The following is a 26,334-nucleotide window of genomic DNA, read 5'->3' on the forward strand; positions in this document are numbered from 1 at the left end:
GAGACGACTGTGCCGCCACGTCAGACGCGCTGCCGGACCTCGCGCCCGGCGGGGAAGGCATCGAGGGCGCCCGTCGCGGCGAGTGCGCGCACCAGCAGCCACGAGAGCAGACCCGCGATCACCGCCCCCGAGATGACGGTGCTGATGAGGTACACGATCGTGAAGGTCACGTCGGCGCCCGCGAACCAGAGGATCAGATTATTGATGCCGCCGGCCAGGGCAGCACCGGCACCGGCGAGGATGGCGACCGGCAGCCTCCAGACTCGGTAGGCGAAGATCAGGAACACGATCTCGGCGCCGAGGCCCTGCACGAAGCCCGCCTCGAAGGTCAGAAACCCACCCCACTGGTTACCGACGAGAGCCGAAACAACAGCGGCGAGTACCTCCGTGTAGATCGCCGCGCCGGGCTTGCGGATGACGAGCGCGCCGAGAACCCCGGCGAACAGCCAGGGCCCGTCGAGCAGGCCCTGCAGGCCCGGGAGCAGCGGCTCGAGCAGCGTGCCCGGGCCGACGTAGCCGACATTCCAGGCCAGGAAGATCAGGCCGGATGCCACGCCGATGACGCTGGCGACGACGATGTCGACGATCCGCCACCGGAACCGACGCGTGGTCGTGGTGGGGGTGGACGACGAAACAGACATTGTTCTCCTTCCTGCGCTGGCATGACCCAGATCAGGTTCGACGGTCGAAGCGTGGATTCGCTTCCTCTCAGCCCGGCACACCGGACTCCCGTGGTTCGTGCTGCCGAGTATACGCGCCGGGTGCGGATAATCTGGGCGGGATGACTGACACGGAGGCGCCGACCGCCCCCGACCCGACCGACGCCGACCCGGCATCGAGTCCGGCCGTGGGTGACGCCGTGGAGCGCACCGATACCGCAGCCCTGCAGTGGGCCCGCCCCGCGACCTCGCCGGCTACACGCCGGGCGCACGATGACACGGATCCCGGCGACCTCCTCGACGGAATGCCGCGCCGATCGCTGCTGCGCGGGACGGTCATCGGCCCGACTCTCATCGTCCTCGCCGTCGTTGCCGCCTATGCCGCCGTCACGTTGCTGTGGCCGTTGACCGCGGTCATGCCGACGACGCAGTCGGTCGACGTCCCGCCGATGACGGCATCCCTTGCTGCCCCGGCGTGGCCCGCGGAGGGATCGGCGGCGGTGGCCGTCGACGGGTTCGAGTCGACAGCTCCCGACGGAACCGTGGCCTCGACGACGGATGAGGCGCCGCTGGCGAGCATCACCAAGCTCGTGACCGCGCTCATGGTGCTCGACCGCCAGCCACTCGCCCTGGGCGAGACCGGCCCGGAGTATGCGTTCAGCTCGCGCGATCGGTCGACGTACTGGAACTACCGGGCGCGCGGCGAATCGGCCCTGGACGTTCCTGTCGGCGGTTCCCTGACCGAGTACCAGATGCTGCAGGGGCTGCTGATCGGCTCGGCCAACAACTACGCCGCACGCTTGGCTGACCAGTTCTGGCCGACGGACGAGGTGTTCGAGAGCGCCGCGGCCGACTGGCTGAGAACACACGGGATCAGCGGTATCACCGTCGTGGAACCCTCAGGTATCGACTCCGACAACGTCGGCACCCCCGCCGGCGTGATCGCGCTTGGCCGCAAGGCGCTCGAAAATCCCGTCATCGCCGAAATCGTCGCGACACCGATGGTGGACCTGCCCGGCGCCGGCGAGGTCACGAACACCAACGATCTGCTGGCAGATCCCGGCGTCGTCGGTATCAAGACAGGGTCGCTCTTCGTGAACGGCCGTGAGGTTGACGACCTTGCTACCGCGAGAGACCTCACCATCGGCGACACGACGGTCCGCACCTACGCGACGGTCCTGGCCCAGCCAACCGACGAGCAGCGTGACAGCTCAGCCCGGGCGTTGCTGGCCCAGCTCGAGGCGGAGCTGACGACCCCGTACGTGATCCCGGCCGGAGCCGTCATCGGGGGTGTGCAGACCGCGTGGGGATCGACGCCGGAGATCCGCACCACGACGGATGCCACGGTCGTGCTGTGGAATGGCGCGGCGTCGAGTTCGTCCTCCACGCTCGCCGTCGACGATTGGGAAGCCGGATCGCCGGCGGGCACCTTCACCCTCACCGGCCCCGTGAGCTCGACCACCGTCGAGGCTGCGTTGGCCGCAGAAATCGAGCAACCCTCTCCGTGGTGGCGACTGACTCACCCCCTGCAGCTGTTCGGCCTCATCGACTGATCGCTGCGCGCACCACGGTGGCGCACGGCGTGTTGCGGAGCTGTCTCAGCTCCAGAGCGGCGTGGGCGGTGTGAACGAGAAGGCCCGATCGAGAAGGTCTGCGGGAAGCTCGTCGCGCGTGGCTGGGTTCCAGCGCGGGGAGCGGTCTTTGTCGACCAGCTGCGCGCGAATCCCTTCGACGAGGTCCGGCTGGGTGATCCCGAACCACAGGACGAGCCCGTACTCCTGCGCCAACACGGCGCGCAGGTCGGGGAGGGCGCGCGCGCGTCGCAGTGCCTCGAGCGTGACCGCGAGCGCCGTGGGCGGAAGTGTCGCGAGATGTGCGGCAGTCTCACTCGCGGCATCCTCGGTCCGCGCCTGCAGTGCCGAGACGATGTCAGCCACCGTGGGCTGCGCGAATACCGCATCGATCCAGTCCCGCGCCACGCTGAGTTTCCCGGGCGCCGGGTCGGTTGCGACGGCGTGAATCGCGTCGTTGAGATCAGTCCCGTCCACCAGATCCGAGAGCAGGTCTTCGAGCCGCCCGCTCGGCACGTGCCAGTCGGCCAGCCCCGCCTCGATGGCGTCCGCCGCGCCGACGGTGTTGCCGGTGAGGGCCAGGTACTCACCGACCCGCCCGGGAGCCCGACCGAGGAGCCACGTTCCGCCGACATCCGGCGTGAAGCCGATTCGTGTCTCCGGCATCGCCAGCATCGAGCGCTCGGTGACCAGGCGGTGCGACGCGTGCCCGGCCAGGCCGATCCCCCGCCCATCGTGATCCCGTCGGCGAACGCGACGATCGGATGCCGATACTCGGCGATCCGGGCATTGAGGGCGTACTCGGCGCGGAAGAAGGCGTCGACGTGCTCCGGATGATCGCCGATGAGCGTCTCGTAGAGGCCGCGAACGTCGCCCCCGGCACAGAATCCGCGGTCGCCGCCGCCGCGGAGCACCACGGCCCGGATGCGCTCATCCCCTTCCCAGCGATCGAGCGCGGCAGTGAGCGCCTGGACCATCCCGAGGTCGAGGGCGTTCAGCGCGCGCGGGCGTTGCAGTGTCAGAATGCCGATCTCGCCGCGCTGCTCGATCTCAACCGTTGTCGGTGCCGTATCCACGACTCCACGTTAGCGAGCCGCACCACCACGAAGGGGGGTCTTCGACCGTCCCCGGGCGTGGTGCCGCATCGGCGGGAGCCCCGTCGGCCAGACTGGTGCGCAACCCACACCCAGGGAGGCGCTTTTCATGCCCGATGGACAGGTTCTGGAGTTCTCGGGGCTCACCAAGCGCTTCGGGACGATTTCGGCGGTCGCGGATCTCACGTGTCGTGTTCAGCCCGGACGCATCACGGCGTTTCTCGGACCCAACGGCGCCGGCAAGACCACGACGCTCCGGATGCTGCTCGGCCTCATCCGCCCGACCTCGGGCTCGGCAACCATCGGCGGTCGCCGCTACGACGAACTCGCTCATCCGCTGCGTACGGTCGGCGCGGTCCTCGAGGCGACCGGCTTTCACCCCGGCCGCACCGGCGCAGCCCATCTGACCGTGTACGCGCAGGCCGCCGGCATCCCCCGCTCACGGGTCGACGAGGTGCTGGAACTGGTCGGGCTCACGCAGGCGGCGGGGCGCAAGGTCGGCGGCTACTCGCTTGGAATGCGCCAGCGACTCGGGGTCGCATTCGCGCTGCTCGGCGATCCGGGAGTCCTCGTGCTCGACGAGCCGACGAACGGGCTCGATCCTGAGGGCATCCGATGGATGCGGTCGTTCCTGCGGACGCTGTCGGCCGAGGGCCGGACGATCCTCGTGTCGTCTCATCTGCTCGCCGAGGTGCAGCAGACGGTGGATGCTGCACTCATCATCTCGGGCGGCCGCCTCGTATTCGAGGGGTCGCTGGCTGACCTGGCCTACCAGGAGGTCCCTGTCACGCTTGTCGACGCCCCCGACCGCGGCGCGCTTGTCGCAGCGCTGGAGGGCGCGGGCGTTCCGCTCGAACAGCTGCGCACCGGCATCCAGGTGCAGGGCCTCGACGCTACCCGCGTCGGGGCGATCGCCGCATCCGCTGGCATCGCCCTGTCGGCGCTGACCGACCGGGGCCCGGCCTTGGAAGAGATCTTCCTCGAGTACGTCAACGGGACCAGGCCACCGCGGCTGCTGACGGATGATCCGCAGCAGGCACCGCCAGTGGATGCCAGCCCGGTAGCAGGCGAAGCTGTCGAACCAGCAGAACCCGCCGAGCACACCGCCCCGGACGAGGACCCTGAACCGAGAGTCGACGACGAGGAAGGGGCGAACCGATGACCGTCGCCACCGTTACCCGGTCGGAGTTCACGAAGCTCTTCTCGACATCCCTGTGGTGGGTCCTGGGGCTCGTGCTCGTGCTCTACATCGCCTCCACCGCAGGCGCGCTCGCGTTCGTGTTCGGGGCCGTCAGCAGCGGAGCTCTTCCCGGCGACGGCGCACCGGTCCCGGCCGAGGGCGTCGCGCCCCTGCTCTATTCGCTGGCGGCGAGCGTCGGATACGTCATCCCGCTCATCCTGGGCACCCTCATCGTCACGAGCGAGTTCCGGCACAAGACGTTGACGGCGACGTTCCTCGCCACGCCACGTCGCGGAACTGTCCTGTGGGCGAAGATCGTGGCCGGCGCTGTCGTCGGCGTGGGCTTCGGGGTCGTCGGAGTACTGTCATCGGTCGCGCCGGCCGCCGGGGTTCTCGCGGTGTTCGGCATCGCCCCTGATCTGGGAGTCAGCTCCACCTGGGCACTGATCGGACGCGTCGTGATCGCACTGACGATCTGGGTGATCGTCGGAATCGGGGTCGGTGCTCTCGTTCGCAACCAGGTAGCGGCGGTCGTGGGAGTGCTCGTCTTCACCCAGTTCCTCGAACCCATCGCGCGCACGGCGGGGGCGTTCGTGGAGGGACTGGACACCGTCACCACCTACCTGCCGGGCGCGGCAAGCGATGCCCTGGTCGGCGCCAGCATCTTCCAGATGGCGGGCGCGGGAACCAGCACGAGCGGACTCGAATGGTGGGCCGGCGGCGCCGTCCTTCTGGCGTACGCGCTCGTCCTGCTCGTTCTCGGCTACGCGCTCAACTGGCGTCGCGACGTCAGCTGACGAGGTCGGCGACGTCTTCGGCGGGACCGTCGACGTCCAGGCGTAGCGCTTGGATGAGCGCCAGGCCGTGGCGCGTCGTCAGGACGATGCGCTGATAGTCCTGATGCCCCTCCAGGTCGATGACGACGCCGGGCCGCCGTCCGCGCACGACGACGAAGTCCTCGCTGCCGGCCGACTTCCAGGTGCCCATCGCGATGACGCCGCGCACGTGCGTCCCGGGGCTCGGCACCCCGCGAAGCCAGGTCCACACGTCGTCGGTGAGTTGAACCTTCGTTATCGTGCTGCGCGGGATCTCTACATTCTGCCGACGGAATGCAAGCAGACGTTCCGATCCTGACAACGTCACCTCCAGATGGGAGGAGTCGAGCAGGAGCGTCACCATGAAGCTAGTCTGCCAGCGCCGCCCACCCGGTCACGGGGAGTTTGCTTACAAGCCCGCAACGATCCTCAGGCCGATCACCCCGGCGACGGTGCGACACTGGGGTGGTGGGCACGCTCAACCGAACACCGACTCGCCCCGCTGCCGTGAGCCTCGACGATGCCCTCTCACGAGCCGATGCGGGCGACGACCTCAGCCGCGACGATCTGGTCGCGGTGCTCAGCGCGCGGGGTCCGGAGCTGGATGCCGTTCTCGAGGTCGCCGGCGCGTTGCGCGACCGCGGCCTGCGCGAGGCTGGGCGCCCGGGCGTCTTCACGTACTCCCGCAAAGTGTTCGTCCCCATCACGACCCTGTGCCGCGACCGCTGCCACTATTGCGTTTTCGTCGACACCCCGGGGCAGCTGCAGCGCGCTGGAAAGCCGGTGTTCATGAGCCCGGAACAGGTGCTCGCCGTCGCCCGGGCCGGACAGCGCCAAGGCTGCAAAGAGGCGCTCCTCACGCTCGGTGATCGCCCCGAGGAGCGGTGGCCCGAGGCTCGCCGCTGGCTCGACGAGCACGGTTTCGCCTCGACCCTCGACTATGTCGCGTACGTCGCGAACCTCATCACGACCGAGACAGGCATGCTCGCGCATCTGAACCCCGGCGTCATGAGTGCCGACGAACTCCAGCGCCTGCGCCCGTTCGGGCCGTCGATGGGCATGATGCTCGAGACGACATCCCGCGACCTGTTCGAGACCCCGGGACAGGTGCACTACGGCTCCCCCGACAAGGATCCCGACCTCCGGCTTCGGGTTATCGAGGATGCCGGCATCCACCGCATTCCGTTCACCACCGGCATCCTCGTGGGAATCGGTGAGACGATCACCGACCGGGCCGAGTCTCTTCTCGCGCTGCGGGACGCACAGCGCCGGTACGGGCACCTGCAGGAGATCATCGTGCAGAACTTCCGCGCGAAGCCCGGCACGGCAATGCGCGATGCGGCCGATGCCGACCTCGAGGAGTACACCGCAGCCGTGGCCGCAGCGCGCCTGGCAATGGGCGCGAACGCGCGCATCCAGGTGCCGCCGAACCTCAGCGACCCGACCGAGTTCGCGCTTCTGGTGCGTGCCGGCGCGGATGACTGGGGCGGCGTCTCACCGGTCACCGCAGACCACGTGAATCCCGAGCGCCCGTGGCCGCACCTCGACGATCTGGCGGCGCGTACAGCCGAGCTCGGATTCGAACTGCGCGAGCGCCTGACCGCCCACCCCGAGTACGTGCACGCCGCAGCGACCTGGATCGCTCCGGAGTTGCACGCTGCGGTAGCAGCCCTCGCCGACCCGGTCTCCGGACTGGCAGCGCCGACGCTCGCCACGCCCTCCACAGCGAGCGCGGCACGCCGCTCGCGAGCCAGCTCGGTCGCGGCTCTGGCGACAGACGCCGCGACCGACCCCGCATCGCTCGCCGACGAGGACTGGGCGCGGCTGCTGACGGCGACCGGCGCAGACCTCGACGCGCTCACCAGCGCAGCAGACGACGTGCGACGCTACACGGTCGGCGAGGCGATCAGCGTCGTCGTCAACCGCAACCTGACCACGACGGGACTACGCGCCAGCGTCCGCGTCGAGGGCCCCGACCGCGACACCTTCACACTGACCGAGGTTGCCGAGATCGCCCGGGATGCCGCCGACCTCGGGGCCAGCGAACTCTGCGTGCAGGGCGTCATCCCGACCGATGCGGATGCCTACCTCGGCCTCGCGCGCGCGGTCAAGGATGCCGCGCCCACGCTGCACCTGCACGCCTTCCGCCCGCAAGATGCCTGGGACTTCGCGACCCGCAGCGGACTCTCGATCGACGAGGCCTACCGCGCGCTGCGGGATGCGGGTGTGGACACCGTGCCGGGAACGGGCGTCAAGGTTCTGGATGACGGCATCCGCGAGCGGGTCGCTCCCACCGACATCCCCATCGCGGACTGGCTCGCCGCGATCCGCGCCGCGCATGCGGCGGGGCTGCGCTCGACATCCGTGCTGTTCTACGGCCACGTAGAGTCCGCCGCCGACCGGATCTCGCACCTGCGCACGCTGCGCAGCCTGCAGCTGGAGACTGGCGGGTTCACCGAGTTCGTCCCGATCCCGCTCCCGGGCTTCGGAGTTCCGCTCGTCGAAGGCAGGTCACCGATCGACGAGCATCGGGCGATGGTCGCCGTGTCGCGACTGCTGCTGTCGGGAGCGATCGCGCACATTCAGGTGCCGTGGCCGCGCCTGGACGCGGCAACCATTCCGGTGCTTCTGCGCTCGGGCGCCGACGACCTCGGCGGCACGCTGCTCGATGGCCGCATCCTCCCGCGTGCCGGCGTGGAGCACGGGCGCGAACTGCCGCTGCCCGAGGCCGAGCGCATCGCCCGGCACCTGCTGCGACCCCTCCGGCAGCGCACCACCGACTACCGGGATGCCCGCCCCACCCCGCCGCGCGCTCACGACGCTGCCGGCAACCGCACGCGGGAGATGCGATGACACCCGAGTACGAGGTCGTCATCGTCGGCGCGGGCTTCGCGGGCCTGGCCGCCGCGATGGAGCTCGAGGCGGCCGGGGTGACCGACGTCGTGATCCTCGAGCGAGCCAGCGATGTGGGCGGCACCTGGCGTGAGAACACCTACCCCGGTGTCGCCTGCGATGTGCCGGCTCACCTCTACGCTCTCGCGCGCCATCCCTGGCCGCACTGGTCACGGGAGTTCGCGCCGGGAACCGAGATTCAGGCCTACCTCCGGCGGGTCGCCGCGGTGGCGGGAATCGACCGCAGCATCAGGTTCGACACCGCCCTGCACCAAGCCCGCTGGCACGACGGCGGGTGGGAGCTACAGACAACCGGCGGCGCGCTCCGGGCGCGGATGCTGATCCTCGCGTGCGGGAGACTCACCGAGCCAGCGGTGCCGGACGTCCACGGTCTCGCGACATTCCCCGGCCCGGTCGTTCACTCCGCGCGGTGGGATCCGAGCCTTGAGCTCGCCGGCACACGCGTCGCCGTCGTCGGCACCGGTGCCAGCGGTGTGCAGCTCGTTCCCGAGCTCGCTCGCCGGGGCGCAGCCGTCACCCTGTTCCAGCGCTCGGCGCCGTGGGTGCTTCCCCGCGGCGGCAGGACGTACACGGATGCCGAGCGTACCCGCTTCGCCTCCCAGCCCGAGGTGCTCGCCGCGCTGCGCGACGATCTGTTCCGGGAGGGCGAAGCACGTCACGCATCCCGGGCGGGCGATGCCGCCGCCGCAGCTGCCGCAACCGACCAGGCCCTGGCGCATCTGCACGCCCAGGTATCGGACCCGACCCTGCGGGAGTGGCTCACCCCCGACTACGCGTTCGGCTGCAAGCGCGTGCTGCTCTCGGATGACTTCTACCCCGCCGTAGCCTCGGATGCCGTGACGCTCGAGCCCTCGGCACTCGCCCGTGCAGACGGCGACACGCTCGTCGCCGCGAGTGGGCGACGATACGCCGCGGACGCCATCGTGCTTGCCACCGGGTTCAGCGCGACACGCCAGCCCTACGCCGATCTCGTCACGGGCGAGCACGGCATCTCTCTCGATGAGCACTGGGCAACCGGCATGTCATCGGCGCTATCCACGGTCGTCAGCGGGTTCCCGAACCTGTTCATCCTCAATGGCCCCAACGCTTCCCTCGGCCACAACTCGTCCATCCTCATGCTCGAGGAGCAGGCCGCGTATGCCGCGCGAACGATCGCCGCTGCCCCTGCCACTGCGACCCTGCGCCCCGACCCGGCCGTCGAGCAGGCATACACCGGCATGATCGTGCGGCGCTCACGCGACACCGCGTGGGTCGCCGGCGGATGCCGCAACTGGTACGTCGATGAGCGCTCAGGCCGTCTCACGCTGCTGTGGCCGGGCACCGTGGCCCAGTTTCGCGACCAGCTGCGCGGGGCCGATGGCAGCGAATTCCTGGCTGAACCCGCTACCGAAAGGAGCACCACGCCATGACGATCCCCATCCGCCTGGGATACAAGGCATCCGCCGAACAGTTCGGACCGAACGAGCTCGCTGACTTCGCCGTGGATGCCGAGGACGCGGGCTTCGACTCGGTCTTCGTCTCCGACCACCTGCAGCCGTGGATGCACGAGGGCGGGCATGCCCCGGCGGCGATCCCGTGGCTCGGCGCCGTGGGTGCCCGCACGTCCCGGATCCTTCTCGGAACCTCGGTTCTGACACCCACCTTCCGCTACCACCCCGGTGTGGTCGCCCAGGCGTTCGCGACGCTCGGCGTGATGTACCCGGGACGGGTCATCCTGGGGGTGGGAACAGGCGAATCCCTCAACGAGGTGACCCTCGGTATCCCCTGGCCGGAGCCGCCCGAGCGCTTCCGGCGCCTCAAGGAGGCGTTGACGCTCCTCGACAAGCTGTGGACCGGCGAACGCGTCACCTATGAGGGCGAGTTCTGGCAGGTGCGCGATGCCACGATCTACGACCGCCCGGAAACCCCCGTGCCCGTGTACATCGGCGCGGCAGGACCGGCGGCGACGCGTCTCGCCGGCCGCATCGCCGATGGATTCATCACGACCAGCGGCAAGGATCCCGCCCTCTACACCGAAACGCTGCTCCCCGCGCTCGATGAAGGCCTCGAGAAGGCGGGCCGCACGCGCGACGACATCGACACGCTCATCGAGGTGAAGGTCTCCTACGACCCCGATCCCGATGAGGCACTCGAACGCACCCGGTTCTGGGCACCCCTCGCGCTCAGCCCCGACGAAAAGGTCGGCATCCATGACCCCATCGAGATGCAGCGACGCGCGGCGGAGTTGCCGATCGAGCGGGTAGCCAAGCGGTTCATCGTCTCGTCCGACCCCGACGAACACGTCGATCGCATCGTTGAGGTCGCCCAGCGCGGCTTCCGACACCTCGTGTTCCACGACCCCGGGCACGACCAGGCGGCGTTCATCGAGCGCTACAGCCGCGACATCCTGCCCCGGCTTCGCGAACGTCTGGACCCGTGACCGGCTGGAGCATCGTCATCCCGGTGCGCGGGGGCGGGGGCAAGAGCCGCCTCGCGGTGCCGGGGGTCGACCGCGAGTCGCTTGCCCGCGCCATCGGACTGGACACAATCGCCGCAACCCACGCGTGCCGTGCCGTATCTCAGGTCATCGTCGTGACCGCGGACGCCGAGATCGCTGACGCGGTCGCGCACGACTGCCTCGTCGTCGCCGACCCTGGCAGCGGTCTCAACGACGCCGTGCGGGCGGGGCTCGCTGTCACGGATGCTGTAGCCCCGCGCGCAGCGATGCTCGGCGACCTTCCCGCGCTTCGCGCCGCGGATCTCGACGCCGTCCTCGACGCCGCATCACGGCACCAGGCTGCGGCTGTACCGGATGCGGAGGGGACTGGCACGACCCTCATCGCCCGGACAACGGCCGGTGAGATCTACCCCCTGTTCGGGGACGGTTCTTTCGCCCGGCACCGCGCGGCAGGGTTCGTCGATCTCACACCCGATCTCGGCACCACGTCAGCGGGGCCCGCCGTCTGGAGCGTGCGCCGCGACGTCGACACTCTCGACCAGCTTCACCAAGCCGCACAACTGGGCCTCGGCATCCGGACCGCTGCGCTTGTGGCGTCGAGCTCCGGTCAGGGTGCCGCTTCGTCTGTCGCGTAAAGCAGCGGGAACCGAGCGACGACCTCGATGAGGGCCTCCACGGTTTGGCGGTCAGCGACTCCGTCCACCGTCAACCCCGCGGCCTGAGCGTCGGTGGCAGTACGCGGCCCGATCGCCGCCATCACCGTCGAGGGCGGAATCTGCGGGAACTGCTCGCGGACCTGCTCGGCGACGGAGCCGCTCGTGATGAGAATCGCGTTGATGCGGCCGCTGCGCACATCGTGGGCGATCCGCTCTGTGACCGGCACGCCCACCGTGCGATAGGCGACGACGCTGCGCACCCGATGTCCGGCGTCGGTGAGCCTGCCGGTCAACACGGGCTTGGCCGTCTCGCTGCGGAGGGTGAGGATGTCGCGCGGTTCGGGCTCCAGCGCGATCATCTCCTCGGCGAGCCCGGCTGCCGAGTTGTCGAGCTCGGGAACCAGATCGACCCGATATCCGACGGCCTGGAGCGCCGCCGCTGTCGTTTCGCCGACGGCGGCGACCTTCGTCTGCGGGGGATGACGGCGCGGTACGCATAGAGCACATCCACCGTGGTCGCGCTGGTGAGCGTGACCCAGTCGAACGAACCCTCGGCCAGTGCGGCCAGGGCAGATTCGAGTTCGGTGTGGTCCGTCGTGGGCGCGAAGTTGATCAGCGGCGCGATGACGGGAACGGCCCCTTGCCGACGCAAGGTTGCGGCGACGGAGTCACCCCAGGGGCCTCCTCGGGGGACCAGAACACGCCACCCGGCCAGTGGCTTGGCGGCGGTCTCTGACGGTGCTCGGTTCATGATCGACTCATCGATGCGGAGTCGACCGCCCGACGTTCGAGCAGCCGACCGACGTGTCACCTCGGGTAGCAAACGGTGTCACCCACGTCGTCGGCAGCCTCCGCATCATCGCGCTGCCTGTTGTCCGAGCATAGCCCCTCGCTCGCGCAATGTCGCGGGCAGAAGGTCACGAGATGGTCACCTCGTGGTTGCTGCGGCGCTACTTGTTGACGTACGAGTTGACGCCCCACCACACCAGAGCGCCCACAGCCGCCGCCTTCACGACGGCAAGAGTGACGGTCGCGACGGGGTGCTCCCGCGAGAAGCGGCGCAGTTTCACAACAGCGCGATCCGTGGCCTTCGAGAGCTGCCGGGGAACGTTGGACTTGTCTTCGATGGCGGCTAGTGCCGCCTTCAATTCAGCCCGAGCCTTCTCGACCGGGTCCGTGAGAGACAGGTCCACGGCTGTGCGGGGAACGCCGATCTCAGAGCTCATCGCGGATCTCCTTGATGTCTTGGGCGACGGCGCTGGCGGGGTTGCGCCTACGGGTGAGTTTGCGGAACCTGAGCACGCCGAGCAGCGCGAAAAGCATCGTCACGACGAGCAGGGCAGCGAACACCACGAGTGCTGACAGCCACACCGGCCACCAGGACGAGAGCCCGGCGATGACGAACGTGCCGAACACCGGAAGAGACCAGAACAGCACGAACAGTGCGACGAGGAACAGCACGACGCCGATCCCGGCGTCCTTGCCCGCCTGCCGCACCCAGGCCTTGGCAGCCTCGACTTCGGCAACGATGAGGTTCCGGATGAGTTCAGGAACTTCGCCGAGCAGCGTCAGGAGGGAGTCATTGGCCCGATCGCGGAATTCTCGAGGGGCGGCCATGTCACTCCTTGCCGGCGGCCTTGGCAATGTCGTCCATTGCCTCGTCGGCAGCCTGCTTGACCGCCTCGGCCGACGTGTCTGCGGTGGTGCTCACGGCATCCACAGATTCCTTGCCTGCCTGCACGGCGGCGTCGAGGCGCTCGCCGGCCGTGCCCTTCGAGGTCGCCGCCTTCGTGACCTTGACTGCCGAGTCCCAGAGTGTGCTCGGCAGCGCCATCGCGCTGGACTTCGCGAAGTCCTTGGCCTTGCCCACCTGCTTTTGCACCGGCTCGAGGTTCCAGACCTTCAGCGCCTGCGACTTGATCTGCTCGTATCTCTGCCGACCGGCACGCGACCCGAGCACGTAGCCCACGGCGAGTCCGACGACGAGTCCTGCTTTGCCCCTCATGGGGTCTCCTCACGCTTGTCGAGCGGGTGGTCTGGTTCCAGCGTAACGCCATCGGCATGAACACCCCACAGGAGGTTGACACGGAGCCGCTCAGCCTCCTCGCGTGCGCGCGCGATGACGCGCGCGAGACCCGGACCGGCGACCCACGCCCCCACCAGGCCGAGACCGCGGATCCGCTCCACCCGCCTCCGCACTGTTTCCACTGCCTCGTCGCGCCCGCGCAGGACAGCGCTGGGCGGCTGCACCCAGCGGTCTCGCCGGGCGCCGACGATCTCACTGGCCGGGAACCCGAGCATCGCCTCGGCGTCACGCGCAGCTCGCTCGCACGCGACATCGTCAGAAAGCGCCGCGAGCGGGCCTGCGGTGTCACCGTCGCCGTACGTGACGCGAGCGATCCGCACACCCGAGCCTGCCGCACCCCACCGGGCAGTTTCGTCAGAGGCGACGACCGGTGCCGTGTCGGAGTCAACGGCGAACACGGTGGTGCGGGGCTCTTCGGCTGGCGGCGCCGAGGCCACAAGGGTGACGACGTCCTGAACAAGCTCACGCGTGAGCATCTCCGGGACGCTCAGCGGCGCGAGGCGAGCGGCCTCTGCGGCTCCCGTGGCAAGGATCACGGCATCCGCTGACAGCTCACCGGCATCCTCATCCGCGTCGACGGTCACCGTCCAGGTGTCGCCCGCGGCAGCAAGCCCGGATACCCGAGCCGCGGTCCTGACGGTGACGTCGTAGTCGCGCAGTCGAGCCGCGAGAGTGTCCACGAGGCGCGTCATACCGCCGGCCAACCCGCGGATCGGTGGCTCATCGCTCTCAGCGGCCGCAGCACTGAGCTCTCCGGCTGCGCCGGCAAGCGAGCCCGTGCGCGTCAGGGCCGAACTCAGACCCGGGGCGATCGCGCTGACATCGACAGCGCTCGGATCGAGACCGTAGCGTCCGCGAGTGAGCGGGGCGACGAGTCGTTGGTGAACAGCCGTTCCCATCCGGCGACGCACGAGCGCTCCGAAGTCATGCTCCTGCCCGATCGTGAGCGGAGGCCGCAGCCGGTCGAGATACGCACGCCACGTCCCTCCCCAGCCGATGATGCGGCGCACCGTCGGGTCCCACGGGTTGGCGGGAATTCCCGCAACGGTCTCGGGGGGAAAGGGCAGCACCCCCGTCGGCGTCGACACCCAGACATCCGTAGTGACCGGCTCGACGACCTCGCCCGCTAGTCCGAGCTCGTCGACGAGCTCGTCCACGGCGCCGCCGCGCGTCGACCACCCGGTAGCGCCCAGTGCAACCTCACAGCCCGCGACCTCGGCGGCCGCCACGGCGCCCCCGAGACGGTCGGATGCCTCGAGCACGGTCACCCGCATTCCGATCTTCGCGCAGTCGAGCGCAGCAACCAGGCCCGAGATACCGCCGCCGACGACGACGACGTGTTCCGACCGCGCGTGGGCGACGAGCTTCTCGAACGCGGATTCGGCCATTTCTCCATCCTCCCGCATCCGCCTGTGTCGACGGCGACCGCCCATGGAACACTGGTGCCATGGAGCTGCACATCACGGGCGACGACGCCGCCGATCGCCTGCTGTCGGATGACCCGCTGGCCCTGCTGATCGGGATGCTGCTGGATCAGCAGATCGCGATGGAGACGGCTTTCACAGGCCCGAAGAAGATCCAGGAGCGCACCGGTGAGCTCTCGGCATCCACCCTCGCCACCTACGATCCCGAGAAACTGGTCGAGGTCTTCCGCGAAAGCCCCGCCGTGCACCGCTTTCCCGGATCGATGGCGGGACGCGTGCAGTCGCTCTGCGACGCCGTCGCGACCGAGTGGGATGACGACGCAGCCGCGATCTGGACGAGCGGCGACCCCGACGGCGCCGAGGTCCTGCGCCGGCTGAAGAAGCTCCCGGGCTTCGGCGAGCAGAAGGCGAAGATATTCCTCGCCCTGCTGGGCAAGCAGTACGGATTCGACGGCGACGGATGGCGCGAGGCATCAGCTCCCTATGGCGAGGACGGCGCCTTCCGGAGCGTCGCCGACATCACGAGCCCGGAGTCACTCGCGAAGGTCCGCGAGCACAAGAAGGCGATGAAGGCCGCCGCGAAGGGCTGATGGCGGCGACTCCTCGGGCGACCGCGCGTCCTAGGGTGTGAAGGTGCGCGTGACGTTCTTCGGCGGATTCGCCGTCGAGACCGACGACGGTCCCGTCGTCGTGCGCGGACGCGGGCAGGAGGCACTCCTGTTCCGGCTCGCGATCGATGCCGGCAGCACCGTCTCGTATCGAGCGCTCGCCGAGGATGTCTGGGGCCAGGATCTCCCCGAGGATCCCCGTGCCTCGCTGCAGTCGTTGGCTTCGCGCGTGCGACGCGAGCTGCCCGACGGGGTCCTCCTGGCTGCACCGGGCGGCTACCGCCTCGCGGTGCCCCGCGACGCCGTCGATCTCACGCACTTCCAGGATCTGGTCGAGAACGCCCGCCGCGCCGACCCGGTGACCTCGGCTGCCCTCGCGCAGCGAGCACTGGACCTGTGGATCGGCGATCCATGGATACCCTCGGACGCCTTCGCCTGGGTCCGCCAAGACCTCGACGATGACCGCGCTCTGGCGCTCCGGCTGCGGGACCACGGCGCCGCGACGTCAGCAGCCCTGGACGGGACCCTCCCCGCCCCCTCACCTCGATCGTTGGACGCGCTCAGGAGCTCGAGCTCATCGCCCACCAGCTCTCAACCGAGCGCATGGTCACTGTGCTCGGGCCCGGTGGAGCGGGGAAGACGACGCTCGCCGTGGAAGCGGCGCGAGCGTGGCCGGGGGCCCTGCTGGTCGAACTGGCTCCGGTGGCGCGCGGCGACGTGTGGAATGCCCTCGACGGGGCGCTCGGGCGACGGATGCGCGTCAGCGACGTGAACACTGCGCCCACCACCGCACGCGAAAGGTCATTGGTCGCCCTGAGCGGGCGCGAGGTGCTTGTCGTGCTCGACAACTGCGAGCATCTGGCGGGCGAACCGGCCGACGTCGCCATAGAGATCCTCCGTGCCCTTCCGGGTGTGCGGGTCCTCGCCACGAGTCGAGAACCCCTCGGTGTCCCCGGTGAAGCCTTCGTCGAGGTGGGGCCGCTCCCGACTGACGACGCACGGGAGCTGTTCGCCCGCCGCATCCGAGCCGCCCGCGGCTCCGAACCCGTCGCCGACGAAGCCGCTGCGGCAGCGCGCATCGTCGCACGCCTGGACGGGCTACCCCTCGCGATCGAGCTGGCCGCCTCGAAGGCCCGCACCCTCACGATTGCCGAGATCGAAGAGGGCCTGGACGACCGCTTCGCCCTCCTGCAGAGCACGGCGCGCGGCATTGACCGCCGACACCAAACACTGCGGGCGCTCATCGACTGGAGCTGGGAGACCCTCTCGCCCGGCGAGCGCGAGGCGACCCTGGCGGCATCCGTCTTTGCCGATGGGATCGGCGTCGACGACCTCGAGGAAGTGACGCAGTCGTTCGAGATCACGCGCGCTGACATCGACGCCCTCCTGGACCGCTCGCTCCTGCACCGTGTGGACGGTCGGTACCGGATGCTGGAGACCGTGCGCGAGTACGGGATGCGAGTCCTGCGCGAGGCAGGACGCGAGGATGCCGCCCGCCGCCGCCATGCCGAGGTGATGGCGCAGCGTGCACTGACGTATGACGCGCTGACTCGCGGACCACGGGTGCGAGAGGCCGTCGCCTGGTTCGATGCAAACGAAGACAACCTCGTGGCTGCCGCCCGGTGGTGCGCAGCCACCGGAGCCCTCGATGTGGGCGTGCTCTTGACGCGCGGCCAGCTCTGGGTATGGCTCCTGCGGGAACGGGTTCCAGAGCTGGGCGCGGCGCTCGCGAACTTTGGCGGCGGCGCGACCGACCTCGCCTCGGAACCACAGGTGATTGTGGGGGCCGCGGCACTCATCCTGCAGGTGTTCGAGGCCCTTCGTGTCGATACGGATGCCTCTGATCTTCGCGACCTCCTGCCCACGGCGGAGCGGATCGCGGCGGCCGCGGCGCAGCATCCGTCGGATATGAGCGTCGTGGCAGCCGCACTGCTTCCCGGTCTCGTCCGCACGGTGAAGCAGTCCACGGGCTGGACGCCCTGGTCACGGGGCCTCATCGCCATCGATCCAGCCTCACTCACGGGTGCGCCGGAGTGGAGCGTGGCGATCCTGGACGGTCTTCGAGCCGCGGCGGCCGAGAACGAGGGCGACCTCGTCACTCTCGGGAACGCGACGGCCCGGGCGCTGCCGGCCGTGCACCGCACGGGAGATCCGTGGGCCATCGCGATGATGAGCCAGTTGCGCTCGGAGTGGCTCATGCTCCGAGGTGACCTGGATGAGGCGCTGGCGGTTCTCGATGACGCGACCGCGGGGATGGAGGGTCTGGCCTCCGCGTGGGATCTCATCCAGCAGCGTTCTCAAGCGATCACGATTCTCACTCGGCTGGGCCGAATCCCCGAGGCTCGCGCCCGGGTGGAAGAGCTCGCCCGCATCTCGGATGCCGACGGCGGCGACCGCACACGGTTCCAAATCGCCCACATCCGCTCGTGGGTGGAGATCGCGGACGCGAACGGCGAGGCAGCCCTGGAGGCGTTGGATCAGGCGCCGGCCGAACCACCCCGGCCGTTTCCGGAGCAGCTCACGGTTCTCGCGCACGTGCGGCGAGCGCAGGCGCTGCTGCTGCTGGAGCGCGTCGCGGAGGCGCGCGAGGCTCTCTTCCTGGCCATGCCGTCTGCGGAACGCATCGGCGACCGGCCGGTACTCGCGCAGGTCATCGCTGCCGTCGCGCAGTGGTACGCCGCGAGCGGCGACCCCGAGCGAGCCGCGTGGGCGTTGGCGGCATCCGACTCCCTCCGCGGGGCGACGGACGACACCGACCCAGTCCTGGTGCGCCTGCGCGCCGACCTGCGCAGGCACGGGGCGCCGGCGATCACGGTGGATCCCGACGCCCCTGCACTGCGGGAGCTGCGGACGCTCCTGGAGTGAGGCGCGGCCCGCTCAGGCGCGGCGCATGTATGCCCGGACGGTCAGCGGCGCGAAGATCGCGACGATGACGGCGGCGCTCACCAGTGTGATCCAGCCGTCCGCACCGAAGGTTCCGTCGTTCACGATGCCGCGCACGGCAGTGACCAGGTGCGAGAGCGGGTTGTTGTCAGCGAGCCACTTCATCCAGTCCGGGAGGGTATCCACCGGCACGAAGGCGTTCGAGAGGAACGTCAACGGGAACAGGACCAGGAACGAGATCCCCTGCACCGCGGATGCCGAGCGCGCGGTCACACCGAACAGCGCGAAGATCCAGCTGATCGACCAGGCCGTCACGATCATCAGGAGGCCGGCGGCCACGAGCGACCAGGGTCCGGCGGCGGCGCGGAATCCGATCGCATACCCGGTGGCGAACGTGATCGTCGTCGCCAGCGCGTAGCGCACGGTATCGGCCAGCAGCGCCCCCGACAGGGGCGAGATCCGGGCGATCGGGAGCGAGCGGAACCGATCGAACACGCCCTTGTCCATGTCTTCACGCAGCTGCACCCCGGTGGTCACCGAGGCGATGATCACCGTCTGCATGAGGATGCCGGGGATGAGGATCGGCAGATAGTCCTCGATGCTTCCCGAGATCGCACCACCGAACAAGAACGCGAACATCACGGTGAACAGCACCGGCTGGAGCGTGACGTCGATGAGCTGCTCGGGGGTGCGACGAATCTTCATCAGGCTCCGCGCGGCCATCGTGACGGTGTTGCGCAGCGTCTGCCCGACACCCGCGTGATTGCGGAGATCTCCGCGGGAGGCAAGCGCCGGGTGAGTGATCGTGCTCATGCGCGGACTCCTTCTCTTTCGTTCTCTGCGACGGCAGCTTCGTGGGCCGCGACGTCTTCTTCGGGAATGCCCTTGCCGGTGATCGCGAGGAAGACCTCGTCGAGGGTCGGCTGCTGCACGCTGAACTCGGTGAGGTGCAGCCCGTCAGCGCGGAAGGCGACGAGCAGGTCGGTGACCCGATCGGGATCGCTCATCGGCACCGTCATGCGACCAGCCTCGGGCGAGACGACAGCCTCGACCCCGAGAGAGCGCTGGACGACCTCCCGGGCCAGGGCGATGTCGGACCCGTCGCGGAGGCGCATGATGAGCGAGGCTTGGCCAACGGATGCTTTCAGCTGCTGGGCCGTACCCTCCGCAACGACGGTGCCGTGGTCAATGACGGCGATGCGGTCGGCGAGTTGATCAGCCTCGTCGAGGTACTGCGTCGTCAGCAGCACGGTGGACCCGGAGGAAACGAGGTCCCGGATCGTGTCCCACATCTGGCCGCGCGTGCGGGGGTCCAGGCCCGTCGTGGGCTCATCGAGGAAGATGAGCGGCGGCTGGGCGATGAGCGAAGCCGCGAGGTCAAGCCGTCGCCGCATCCCGCCCGAGAACTTTGCGAGGGGGCGCGTGGCGGCATCCGTCAGCCCGAACCTCTCCAGGAGTTCCTTTGATCGCTTTCGCGCATCGGCCCGGGAAAGTCCGAGGAGACGGGAGAAGATCATGAGGTTCTCGGTGGCCGAGAGCTTCTCGTCCACCGAGGCGAACTGTCCCGTGAGGCCGATGAGCTGGCGAACGATGTGCGCCTCTGCGACGACGTCGTGACCGAAGATCTCTGCCTGACCACCGTCAGGGCGCAAGAGCGTGGCGAGCATGCTGATCGTCGTGGTCTTGCCGGCACCGTTGGGTCCGAGGACCCCGTAGACGGTGCCCGCTTCGACGGTGAGGTCAACGCCGTCGACGGCGCGATTCGTGCCGAACGACTTCACGAGGCCGCGCGCCTCGACGGCAACTCTGGTGTCTGTCATGGGTATCTGCCTTTCTGTGGCTGATCCCACAGTGCAGGTACCCCACCGTCATGCCGCTGTCACGCGGGCACTGCCGCTGTCACGGCGACACCGGCGGCTGTCAGCAACTGACAGCCACTGACAGGTGAGTGATCGAACAGGTCAGGCGCCGACGAGGCGCTCGCCGAGGTAGGCGTCCAGGTTCGCCAGCGGCACGCGCTCCTGGGCCATCGTGTCGCGGTCACGAACCGTGACAGCGTCGTCGTCGAGGGAGTCGAAGTCGACCGTGACGCACAGGGGCGTGCCGATCTCGTCTTGTCGGCGGTAGCGACGGCCGATCGCGCCGGCATCGTCGAAGTCGACGGCCCAGTGACCGCGGAGGCGATCGGCGAGGCCTCGCGCGAGCGGCGAGAGTGCCTCGTTGCGCGAGAGCGGCAGGACGGCGACCTTGACGGGAGCCAGACGCGGGTCAAGCCGCAAGACGGTGCGGGTATCGGTGCCACCCTTGGCGTTGGGCACCTCTTCTTCGCGATAGGCATCGACGAGGAAGGCCATCATTGCGCGCGTCAGACCGAACGAGGGCTCGATGACATACGGGGTGTACTTCTCACCCGAGGCTTGGTCGAAGTAGGTCAGGCTCTGTCCGGATGCCTCGGCATGGCTCTTCAGGTCGTAGTCGGTGCGGTTGGCGACCCCCATGAGCTCGCCCCACTCCTTGCCCGGGAAACCGAAGCGGTACTCGACGTCGATCGTGCCTGCCGAGTAGTGCGCGCGGTCGTCTTCGGGAACATCGAAGCGCCGCATGTTGTCGGGGTCGATGCCGAGGTCAGTGAACCAGTTCCAGCACGCCTCGACCCAGTGATCGAACCACTCGGGCGCCTCGGCGGGAGGCGTGAAGTACTCGATCTCCATCTGCTCGAACTCGCGGGTACGGAAGATGAAGTTCCCCGGGGTGATCTCGTTTCGGAACGCCTTTCCGACCTGACCGATCCCGAACGGCGGCTTCTTGCGGCTCGCGGTAAGCACGTTCGTGAAGTTCACGAAAATGCCCTGAGCGGTCTCGGGGCGGAGGTAATACAGACCTGACTCGTCGTCGACGACACCGAGATAGGTCTTCACGAGACCGGAGAACGCGCGGGGTTCGGTGTACTGGCCCTTCGTGCCGCAGTTGGGGCAGGGAACGTCGGCGAGACCGTTCTCGGCGACCCGCCCCTTGCGGGCCTCGAAGTCCTCGACGAGGTTGTCTGCACGGAACCGCTTGTGGCACTGCAGGCACTCGACGAGGGGGTCGGTGAACGTCGCGACGTGGCCGGATGCCTCCCACACGCGCTTGGGCAAGATGATCGAGGAGTCAAGGCCCACCATGTCGCCACGGCCGCGCACGAAGGTCTGCCACCACTGGCGACGGATGTTCTCCTTGAGCTCAGTCCCGAGGGGACCGTAATCCCAGGCGGAGCGGGAGCCGCCGTAGATCTCGCCCGCTTGGAAGACGAACCCGCGATGGCGGGCGAGGGCGATCACTTTGTCAAGGCGGGACTGCTCGGCCACGGTGGCTCCAATGGTCGTTGTGGGGCGGGTGCGCAGATCGCGCGAAACCGGCGATGCCGATTCCCCCAATTCTACTGAGCAGCGAGGTGAAGCCGCGGCGGTCAGCGTGCAGGCGGAGCGTACCGGCCGAGCACCACGTCGACGAGCCGCTCAGCCTCGCCCTCATCGGCGGCCGAACGCGCCACCACCCGCAGCACGACAGCCCCGGTCAGGAGCTCGATGATCGATGAGATCGGCGCATCGGCCGCGAGCTCGCCCGCCGCAATACCCTTCTCGATGCGACGCCCGAGTCCAGCCTCTGCCGCGCCGTTCTCGAGGCGATACGCGAGCCCGGCATCCGCACCCAGCCGGTCTCGGATCTGCGCGCCGATCGCGGGATTGGTCGCGCCCGCCGCCAGCAGGGACTTGAGCATCTCGTCGTACTGCGGATCGTCGACGAACGCCAGCACGCGGAGCATCCAGTGCACGAGATCGTCGCGGAGCGTGCCGGCGAAGCGCGGTTCGAGATGCCCGGGCATGAGCATGCCTTCGATGAGAGCCTCGGCGACGAGGTCGCTCTTGGTCGGCCACCAGCGGTAGATGGTCTGTTTGCCGACGCCGGCCTCGGCCGCGATTCCCTCGATGCTCAGCTGCGAGAAGCCCTTCTTCACGAACAGCCGCGCCGTCGCGCTCAGAATCGCCACGCGCGCCGCCTCACTGCGGGGTGCACCCCCTCGTCGGTCCGTCACTGTCATCCTCGATTCAGGTTTCAATACGCAACGTATCGTATGCTGTGCGTCGTTCCTCCCTGCATCCTGCCTCGAAAGGTCCTCATGGCTGAACTGCTGTACCGGCTCGGCAAAGCCTCCGCCCGCCGCGCGTGGATCGTGATCGTCGGGTGGGTTGCCGTGCTCGGTCTCGCGGGAGGGGCCTTCGCCGTGGGTTTCGGCACCCTCGCCACGAGCTTCGACGTTCCCGGAACAGCATCCGGTGAGGTGATCGACGAGCTCTCGCAGCAGCTGCCCGACTATGCGGGAGCGTCGGGACAGATCGTGTTGCACACCGAGGACGGGGAGCCTTTCACCGACCAGCAGCGCGCGGAGGTCGCCGACCTCGCCGCCGGCATCCGGGACCTGCCGCACGTCGCGCGCGTCGTCGATCCCTTCGATGCCGAGCAGCAGCGCGCCGACCGGGAACAGCAGCTCGCCGATGGACGGTCTCAGATCGAGTCCGGGCGCGCCCAGCTCGATGACGGACAGTCACAGCTGGATGCCGCGCTGGCTCAGGTTGAGAGCGGGCAGAGCCAGCTCGATGCCGCGCAGCAGCAACTCGACGCTGCCCGGCAGCAGGCCGAAGCAGCAGGCGCTCCGGCCGCGCAGATTGCCGCGCTGGACCAGCAGCAGGCCCAGCTGGATGCCCAACGCGCGCAGCTGGAAGCAGCGCGCACCGATATCGCCACCAAGCAGGCCGAGCTCGACGCGAGCCGCGAGGAACTGACGGCGAACGCCGAACAGCTCGAACTCGGTAGCGAACTCCTGGATCTCTCCCAGGGAATCGGTGTGGTGTCGGCAGACGGTGCAACGGCGCTCCTGAACGTCGCCTTCGACGTTCCGCTGCTGGAACTGGATGCCACCGCCAGGGAGGGCGTGACCGACTACGTCGCCGACCACCCGATCGACGGGGTGCAGGTGGCGTACTCGTCGACGCTGGCCCAGTCTCTGCCGAGCCTCGTCGGCATCGGCGAAATCGTGGGCGTCGTCATCGCCGGCATCGTCCTTCTCGTCATGCTCGGCACCGTCGTGGCGGCGGGGCTTCCGCTCGTAACAGCACTGGTGGGTGTCGGGATCGCCGTCCTGGCATCGCTGTCACTGTCGAGTGTCCTGGACATGTCGTCGGTGACCCCGGTGCTCGGGATCATGCTGGGCCTTGCCGTCGGCATCGACTACTCGCTGTTCATCATCAACCGGCACCGCAAGCAGCTCATGGAGGGTGCCGAGCTCCGCGAGTCGATCGGCCTGGCCAACGGCACCGCCGGCAACGCGGTGACGTTCGCGGGATCGACGGTGATCATCGCTCTGCTCGCACTGAACATCACCGGCATCCCCTTCCTCGGCCTCATGGGCACCGTCGGCGCGTTCGCCGTCCTCGTCGCCGTCCTCATCGCCGTCACGTTGACACCTGCCCTCCTGAGTCTGGTGAAGCTGCGCGTCCTCACCCGTCGTGCTCGCGCGCGCATCGGGACCGTGCACCACGCCGACACCAGCGCTCGCGCGATGCCGACGTGGCGGGCCGTGATCTCCGCGGTCGGCGCCATCGTGGCGCTGCTGGTCATCGCGATCCCCGCGCTGTCGATGCGGGTGGGCCTGCCTGACGGCTCGAGCGAGCCGGAGGACTCGCCCGCGTACCAGGCGTACATACTGACCGCCGACGCGTTCGGCCCCGGCGCCAACAGCACCCTCCTGGTCACGGCAGCTTTGCCCGGCGATCTCGATGAGACGGCGCAGTTGCAGGCGCAGCTGGATGTCGCCACGGCGCTCTCAAGCGTCGACGGCGTCGTCGCGGTCGCGCCGATCGCGGTCTCCGACGATGGCACGCTCGCGGCGTTCCAGGTTGTTCCGACCGACGGGCCTAGTGCCGCATCGACCGAACAGGTCGTCCGGGATCTGCGTGCTCTCCCGCCGGTCGACGGCGAGTACGCGCTCGGCGTCGCCGGTCAGGCGGCGATCAACATCGACATCTCCGAGAACATCGCCGGCGTGCTGCCGCTGTACATCAGCGTCGTGGTCGGGCTGTCGCTGCTGATCATGATCGTGGTGTTCCGCTCGCTCCTGGTGCCGCTGATCGCCACGGGCGGGTTCATCCTGTCGCTGTTTGGCACGTATGGCGCGACGGTCGCGGTGTTCCAGTGGGGCTGGGGAGCCGAGATCTTCGGCATCCACAGCACCGGTCCGATCCTCAGCTTCCTGCCGGTGCTCCTGGTCGGCATCCTGTTCGGACTCGCGATGGACTACCAGCTGTTCCTCTCATCCGGCATGCGCGAGGCGTACGTGCACGGCGCACCCGCGCGGGTGGCCGTCATGCGGGGCCTGCGTGCAGGACGTGCGGTGGTGACGGCCGCGGGCCTGATCATGGTGTCGGTGTTCGGCGGGTTCATCTTCGCCGAGTCGACGATGATCCGCTCGATCGGTTTCGGCCTCGCGTTCGGTGTGCTGCTGGATGCCTTCGTCGTGCGGATGCTGCTGATGCCGGCGCTCATGCACCTGCTGGGACGGTCGGCCTGGTGGCTGCCGCGCTGGCTCGACCGCATCCTGCCCAATGTCGACGTGGAGGGCGCAAAACTCGAGCGCGCGCATCACGCGCCGTGGGCAGATGAGGAGGATGCCGACCAGGCCGAGGGCGCGACAGAGCACGCGCTGACGCGGCGCGAGCTGCGAGAGCGCGGCGACCTGTAACGGTCGCTGCCGGGAGCGCGAGAGGCTACGGCGTGAGCGGCGCGACGACGTAGAGCAACTGCGCCGTGCCGTCCTCCTGCTCGAGGAGCGTGACTCCGACGGTGTAGTCGGTGCCCGTGAACGACCAGATCTTCATCCCGCCGAAGTCGGACTCGGAATCGGTCGTGTATCGGGATTTGAGCTGCTCGATGACAGCCTCCCCGTCGGCGGCGCTCGGGAGCGTGTAGGTGACGGTGTATCCGCCGTCGACAGCGAGTGCGACCAGGGGCGAGCCTGATGGCAGCGGGATGTCTGCAGGGAATCCATCGGGGACACTGGCTCCGGCGCCCGCGTCGATATCGACGCCAGTGGCACCTTCGACGACATCTTCGACGGTGTTGTTGATGAGCTGCTCGACCGGGTTCACGCATCCGGTGAGAGCGATGGCGCCGACGCCGAGTGTGAGCGCGGCAGCGGCGATTCGGGTCTTCATTGATCTTCCTCCCCTGGGAATGCACGGCGTCGCGAACACCGACGATGATCGGCTTCCCACCCTTGAGTGTGGCGACCCGCTCAGCGCGCCGCAAGAGGTCGCGATAACGCGGCCTCCGAGCCCTCCCGAGCCCGCACTCGAACGGGAGTGCCCGGCGGCACGGGTCTCACCGAGCGCGCGGTTCTCGGGTCGGCGCAATGCGCAGCATCCGGGCGACCTCGCCCGAGCGATGAGAGAACCCGATGAGGTCGTCTTCGTCAGTGTGGGGCTGGAGTACAACGGTGGTCGCGCCCGCGGCGTAGAAGGCCTCGACAGTCTCGGCCACGTCGACGACGCTGCCACTCGCGCGCTCGCGTGTGGCAGCATCCTCGGGCGCCGGTGCATCGTCGGCGAATCGGGTCGGCAGGTACACCACGACCGGGTGGGTCTCGGCGCGCTCTCCCGCTGCCGCGCGCACACGCAGCGCAGCGTCTCGAAGACGGTTCGGACTCCAGCCGGACGGAATGACCGTTCCATCCGCGAGTGCCCCGGCACGGTCCAGGGTCTTGGGGCCTTCGGCGGCGGCAAAGACCGGAACGGCGACGGTCGGCGGCCAGTCCAGGGCCACGTCGTCCAGGTGGACGTACCGCCCATCGATCGTGACGCTTTCGCCGGCAAGGAGCGCTCGCAGCGTCGGCAGATACTCCGCCATGAGTGTGAGCGGGGACGCACGACGCGCGCCGACCTGCGCCATCCAGCTCTGCACGCCATGACCGACG

Annotated in this window: 22 protein-coding genes, 2 pseudogenes and 1 riboswitch; of the genes and pseudogenes, 10 read left to right on the forward strand and 14 right to left on the reverse strand. The window is 68.9% G+C overall.

Features of this window, described 5'->3' with window-relative positions; genetic code table 11:
* Positions 1-20: 20 nt before the first annotated feature.
* A complete protein-coding gene (locus tag IT882_RS14530) occupies positions 21-641 on the reverse strand; it encodes an ECF transporter S component (RefSeq protein WP_195692431.1) in 621 nt (206 codons plus the stop codon).
* Positions 633-743, reverse strand: a riboswitch (TPP riboswitch). (Overlaps the previous gene by 9 nt.)
* A gap of 38 nt (positions 744-781) precedes the next feature.
* Here IT882_RS14530 and IT882_RS14535 point away from each other — a divergent pair.
* On the forward strand, positions 782-2,212 hold the full coding sequence (locus IT882_RS14535) for a D-alanyl-D-alanine carboxypeptidase family protein (RefSeq protein ID WP_195692432.1): 1,431 nt from the start codon (positions 782-784) through the stop codon (positions 2,210-2,212).
* A 45-nt stretch (positions 2,213-2,257) separates the two neighbouring features.
* Here the strand turns inward: IT882_RS14535 and IT882_RS17195 are convergent.
* A pseudogene (locus IT882_RS17195) lies at positions 2,258-3,207 on the reverse strand (enoyl-CoA hydratase/isomerase family protein).
* Positions 3,208-3,433: 226 nt separating this feature from the next.
* Between IT882_RS17195 and IT882_RS14545 the strand changes: the two are divergent.
* Positions 3,434-4,486 (forward strand): ABC transporter ATP-binding protein, encoded by a 1,053-nt coding sequence (locus IT882_RS14545; RefSeq protein ID WP_195692433.1) that lies wholly within the window; start codon positions 3,434-3,436, stop codon positions 4,484-4,486.
* On the forward strand, positions 4,483-5,301 hold the full coding sequence (locus IT882_RS14550) for an ABC transporter permease (protein WP_195692434.1): 819 nt from the start codon (positions 4,483-4,485) through the stop codon (positions 5,299-5,301). The genes IT882_RS14545 and IT882_RS14550 overlap by 4 nt, the downstream gene beginning before the upstream one ends.
* Here IT882_RS14550 and IT882_RS14555 read toward each other — a convergent pair.
* On the reverse strand, positions 5,294-5,683 hold the full coding sequence (locus tag IT882_RS14555) for a hypothetical protein (protein ID WP_195692435.1): 390 nt from the start codon (positions 5,681-5,683) through the stop codon (positions 5,294-5,296). The genes IT882_RS14550 and IT882_RS14555 overlap by 8 nt on opposite strands.
* 104 nt (positions 5,684-5,787) lie before the next feature.
* On the opposite strand from IT882_RS14555, the gene cofG reads away from it, so the two are divergent.
* Genes cofG through cofC form a run of 4 tightly spaced genes read left to right on the forward strand, consistent with a single transcriptional unit; the run spans position 5,788 to position 11,304 of the window.
* Positions 5,788-8,172 carry a 7,8-didemethyl-8-hydroxy-5-deazariboflavin synthase CofG gene (gene cofG / locus IT882_RS14560; protein WP_229382164.1) on the forward strand — a complete coding sequence of 795 codons (2,385 nt, stop codon included), beginning with the start codon at positions 5,788-5,790 and terminating at the stop codon, positions 8,170-8,172.
* Complete coding sequence (locus IT882_RS14565) at positions 8,169-9,641, forward strand: flavin-containing monooxygenase (protein ID WP_195692436.1); 1,473 nt, start codon at positions 8,169-8,171, stop codon at positions 9,639-9,641. The genes cofG and IT882_RS14565 overlap by 4 nt, the downstream gene beginning before the upstream one ends.
* Entirely contained in the window at positions 9,638-10,651 is a 1,014-nt protein-coding gene (gene fgd / locus IT882_RS14570; RefSeq protein ID WP_195692437.1) for a glucose-6-phosphate dehydrogenase (coenzyme-F420), read from the forward strand. The genes IT882_RS14565 and fgd overlap by 4 nt, the downstream gene beginning before the upstream one ends.
* Positions 10,648-11,304: a 2-phospho-L-lactate guanylyltransferase gene (gene cofC, locus IT882_RS14575; protein ID WP_195692438.1), complete on the forward strand. Its 657-nt coding sequence runs from the start codon at positions 10,648-10,650 to the stop codon at positions 11,302-11,304. Before fgd ends, cofC begins: the two co-directional genes overlap by 4 nt.
* Here cofC and IT882_RS14580 read toward each other — a convergent pair.
* The 5 genes and pseudogenes from IT882_RS14580 to IT882_RS14600 form a co-directional block, all read right to left on the reverse strand.
* A pseudogene (locus IT882_RS14580) lies at positions 11,277-12,076 on the reverse strand (uroporphyrinogen-III synthase). The gene cofC and the pseudogene IT882_RS14580 sit on opposite strands and share 28 nt — an antisense overlap.
* Before the next feature lie 199 nt (positions 12,077-12,275).
* Positions 12,276-12,551 carry a hypothetical protein gene (locus IT882_RS14585; RefSeq protein ID WP_195692439.1) on the reverse strand — a complete coding sequence of 92 codons (276 nt, stop codon included), beginning with the start codon at positions 12,549-12,551 and terminating at the stop codon, positions 12,276-12,278.
* The gene (locus IT882_RS14590; protein ID WP_195692440.1) at positions 12,541-12,942 is read right to left on the reverse strand and encodes a phage holin family protein; all 402 of its coding nucleotides are present in this window, start codon (positions 12,940-12,942) and stop codon (positions 12,541-12,543) included. Before IT882_RS14590 ends, IT882_RS14585 begins: the two co-directional genes overlap by 11 nt.
* Position 12,943: 1 nt before the next feature.
* Positions 12,944-13,330 carry a hypothetical protein gene (locus IT882_RS14595; protein ID WP_195692441.1) on the reverse strand — a complete coding sequence of 129 codons (387 nt, stop codon included), beginning with the start codon at positions 13,328-13,330 and terminating at the stop codon, positions 12,944-12,946.
* Positions 13,327-14,799 carry a protoporphyrinogen/coproporphyrinogen oxidase gene (locus IT882_RS14600; protein WP_195692442.1) on the reverse strand — a complete coding sequence of 491 codons (1,473 nt, stop codon included), beginning with the start codon at positions 14,797-14,799 and terminating at the stop codon, positions 13,327-13,329. The genes IT882_RS14595 and IT882_RS14600 overlap by 4 nt, the downstream gene beginning before the upstream one ends.
* Before the next feature lie 59 nt (positions 14,800-14,858).
* Between IT882_RS14600 and IT882_RS14605 the strand changes: the two genes are divergently transcribed.
* Positions 14,859-15,425 (forward strand): HhH-GPD-type base excision DNA repair protein, encoded by a 567-nt coding sequence (locus IT882_RS14605; RefSeq protein WP_195692443.1) that lies wholly within the window; start codon positions 14,859-14,861, stop codon positions 15,423-15,425.
* 621 nt (positions 15,426-16,046) lie between these two features.
* Complete coding sequence (locus IT882_RS14610) at positions 16,047-18,308, forward strand: ATP-binding protein (RefSeq protein WP_195692444.1); 2,262 nt, start codon at positions 16,047-16,049, stop codon at positions 18,306-18,308.
* A gap of 12 nt (positions 18,309-18,320) precedes the next feature.
* Here IT882_RS14610 and IT882_RS14615 read toward each other — a convergent pair whose 3' ends face one another.
* From IT882_RS14615 to IT882_RS14630, 4 genes are all read right to left on the reverse strand, one after another.
* Complete coding sequence (locus IT882_RS14615) at positions 18,321-19,139, reverse strand: ABC transporter permease (protein ID WP_195692445.1); 819 nt, start codon at positions 19,137-19,139, stop codon at positions 18,321-18,323.
* Positions 19,136-20,146 (reverse strand): ATP-binding cassette domain-containing protein, encoded by a 1,011-nt coding sequence (locus tag IT882_RS14620; RefSeq protein WP_195692446.1) that lies wholly within the window; start codon positions 20,144-20,146, stop codon positions 19,136-19,138. The genes IT882_RS14615 and IT882_RS14620 overlap by 4 nt, the downstream gene beginning before the upstream one ends.
* A gap of 141 nt (positions 20,147-20,287) precedes the next feature.
* A complete protein-coding gene (locus IT882_RS14625; protein ID WP_195692447.1) occupies positions 20,288-21,673 on the reverse strand; it encodes a glycine--tRNA ligase in 1,386 nt (461 codons plus the stop codon).
* 101 nt (positions 21,674-21,774) lie between these two features.
* Positions 21,775-22,356, reverse strand: coding sequence for a TetR/AcrR family transcriptional regulator (locus IT882_RS14630; RefSeq protein ID WP_195692448.1), 582 nt, complete (start codon positions 22,354-22,356; stop codon positions 21,775-21,777).
* A gap of 129 nt (positions 22,357-22,485) precedes the next feature.
* On the opposite strand from IT882_RS14630, the gene IT882_RS14635 reads away from it, so the two are divergent.
* Positions 22,486-25,104, forward strand: coding sequence for an MMPL family transporter (locus tag IT882_RS14635; protein ID WP_195692449.1), 2,619 nt, complete (start codon positions 22,486-22,488; stop codon positions 25,102-25,104).
* Between the two features lie 25 nt (positions 25,105-25,129).
* Here IT882_RS14635 and IT882_RS14640 read toward each other — a convergent pair whose 3' ends face one another.
* Both IT882_RS14640 and IT882_RS14645 read right to left on the reverse strand, forming a co-directional pair.
* A complete protein-coding gene (locus IT882_RS14640; RefSeq protein ID WP_195692450.1) occupies positions 25,130-25,576 on the reverse strand; it encodes a hypothetical protein in 447 nt (148 codons plus the stop codon).
* Between the two features lie 166 nt (positions 25,577-25,742).
* Positions 25,743-26,309 carry an LLM class flavin-dependent oxidoreductase gene (locus IT882_RS14645; protein WP_267490531.1) on the reverse strand — a complete coding sequence of 189 codons (567 nt, stop codon included), beginning with the start codon at positions 26,307-26,309 and terminating at the stop codon, positions 25,743-25,745.
* Between the last annotated feature and the right edge of the window lie 25 nt (positions 26,310-26,334).

Source organism: Microbacterium schleiferi, assembly GCF_015565955.1.
In the GTDB taxonomy this organism is placed as follows: Bacteria; Actinomycetota; Actinomycetes; order Actinomycetales; family Microbacteriaceae; genus Microbacterium; species Microbacterium schleiferi_A.

What these genes read in the sequence shown, in the direction of transcription:
- IT882_RS14530 (WP_195692431.1), bottom strand. Translation starts at nt 641, where the DNA reads ATGTCTGTTTCGTCGTCCACCCCCACCACGACCACGCGTCGGTTCCGG.
- IT882_RS14535 (WP_195692432.1), top strand. Translation starts at nt 782, where the DNA reads ATGACTGACACGGAGGCGCCGACCGCCCCCGACCCGACCGACGCCGAC.
- IT882_RS14545 (WP_195692433.1), top strand. Translation starts at nt 3,434, where the DNA reads ATGCCCGATGGACAGGTTCTGGAGTTCTCGGGGCTCACCAAGCGCTTC.
- IT882_RS14550 (WP_195692434.1), top strand. Translation starts at nt 4,483, where the DNA reads ATGACCGTCGCCACCGTTACCCGGTCGGAGTTCACGAAGCTCTTCTCG.
- IT882_RS14555 (WP_195692435.1), bottom strand. Translation starts at nt 5,683, where the DNA reads ATGGTGACGCTCCTGCTCGACTCCTCCCATCTGGAGGTGACGTTGTCA.
- IT882_RS14565 (WP_195692436.1), top strand. Translation starts at nt 8,169, where the DNA reads ATGACACCCGAGTACGAGGTCGTCATCGTCGGCGCGGGCTTCGCGGGC.
- fgd (WP_195692437.1), top strand. Translation starts at nt 9,638, where the DNA reads ATGACGATCCCCATCCGCCTGGGATACAAGGCATCCGCCGAACAGTTC.
- IT882_RS14585 (WP_195692439.1), bottom strand. Translation starts at nt 12,551, where the DNA reads ATGAGCTCTGAGATCGGCGTTCCCCGCACAGCCGTGGACCTGTCTCTC.
- IT882_RS14590 (WP_195692440.1), bottom strand. Translation starts at nt 12,942, where the DNA reads ATGGCCGCCCCTCGAGAATTCCGCGATCGGGCCAATGACTCCCTCCTG.
- IT882_RS14595 (WP_195692441.1), bottom strand. Translation starts at nt 13,330, where the DNA reads ATGAGGGGCAAAGCAGGACTCGTCGTCGGACTCGCCGTGGGCTACGTG.
- IT882_RS14600 (WP_195692442.1), bottom strand. Translation starts at nt 14,799, where the DNA reads ATGGCCGAATCCGCGTTCGAGAAGCTCGTCGCCCACGCGCGGTCGGAA.
- IT882_RS14605 (WP_195692443.1), top strand. Translation starts at nt 14,859, where the DNA reads ATGGAGCTGCACATCACGGGCGACGACGCCGCCGATCGCCTGCTGTCG.
- IT882_RS14610 (WP_195692444.1), top strand. Translation starts at nt 16,047, where the DNA reads ATGGTCACTGTGCTCGGGCCCGGTGGAGCGGGGAAGACGACGCTCGCC.
- IT882_RS14615 (WP_195692445.1), bottom strand. Translation starts at nt 19,139, where the DNA reads ATGAGCACGATCACTCACCCGGCGCTTGCCTCCCGCGGAGATCTCCGC.
- IT882_RS14620 (WP_195692446.1), bottom strand. Translation starts at nt 20,146, where the DNA reads ATGACAGACACCAGAGTTGCCGTCGAGGCGCGCGGCCTCGTGAAGTCG.
- IT882_RS14635 (WP_195692449.1), top strand. Translation starts at nt 22,486, where the DNA reads ATGGCTGAACTGCTGTACCGGCTCGGCAAAGCCTCCGCCCGCCGCGCG.
- IT882_RS14640 (WP_195692450.1), bottom strand. Translation starts at nt 25,576, where the DNA reads ATGAAGACCCGAATCGCCGCTGCCGCGCTCACACTCGGCGTCGGCGCC.
- IT882_RS14645 (WP_267490531.1), bottom strand. Translation starts at nt 26,309, where the DNA reads ATGGCGCAGGTCGGCGCGCGTCGTGCGTCCCCGCTCACACTCATGGCG.